Genomic DNA, 297 nt, shown 5'->3' on the forward strand with positions numbered 1-297 from the left:
TCTAAAGACGAAGGTGGCCGTCACACGCCATTCTTCAAAGGCTACCGTCCACAGTTCTACTTCCGTACAACTGACGTAACTGGTGACATCCAACTACCAGACGGCGTAGAAATGGTAATGCCTGGCGACAACATCAAGATGACTGTTGAACTAATCTGCCCAATCGCGATGGACGAAGGTCTACGTTTCGCGATCCGTGAAGGTGGTCGTACAGTAGGTGCTGGTGTTGTAGCAACTATCGTAGAGTAATAGTTACTCTCAAGAAAAAAGGCCGCTTTTAGCGGCCTTTTTTGTGCC

1 pseudogene is annotated in these 297 nt (G+C 48.5%); it reads left to right on the forward strand.

From position 1 onward, the window contains the following. Window positions 1–249 (forward strand): annotated as a pseudogene (tuf, locus tag C2M24_RS12925) (elongation factor Tu); the annotation flags it as partial. Window positions 250–297 lie beyond the last annotated feature (48 nt).

The sequence above is a fragment of the Pseudoalteromonas sp. T1lg22 genome, from assembly GCF_002964645.1.
In the GTDB taxonomy this organism is placed as follows: domain Bacteria; phylum Pseudomonadota; class Gammaproteobacteria; order Enterobacterales; family Alteromonadaceae; genus Pseudoalteromonas.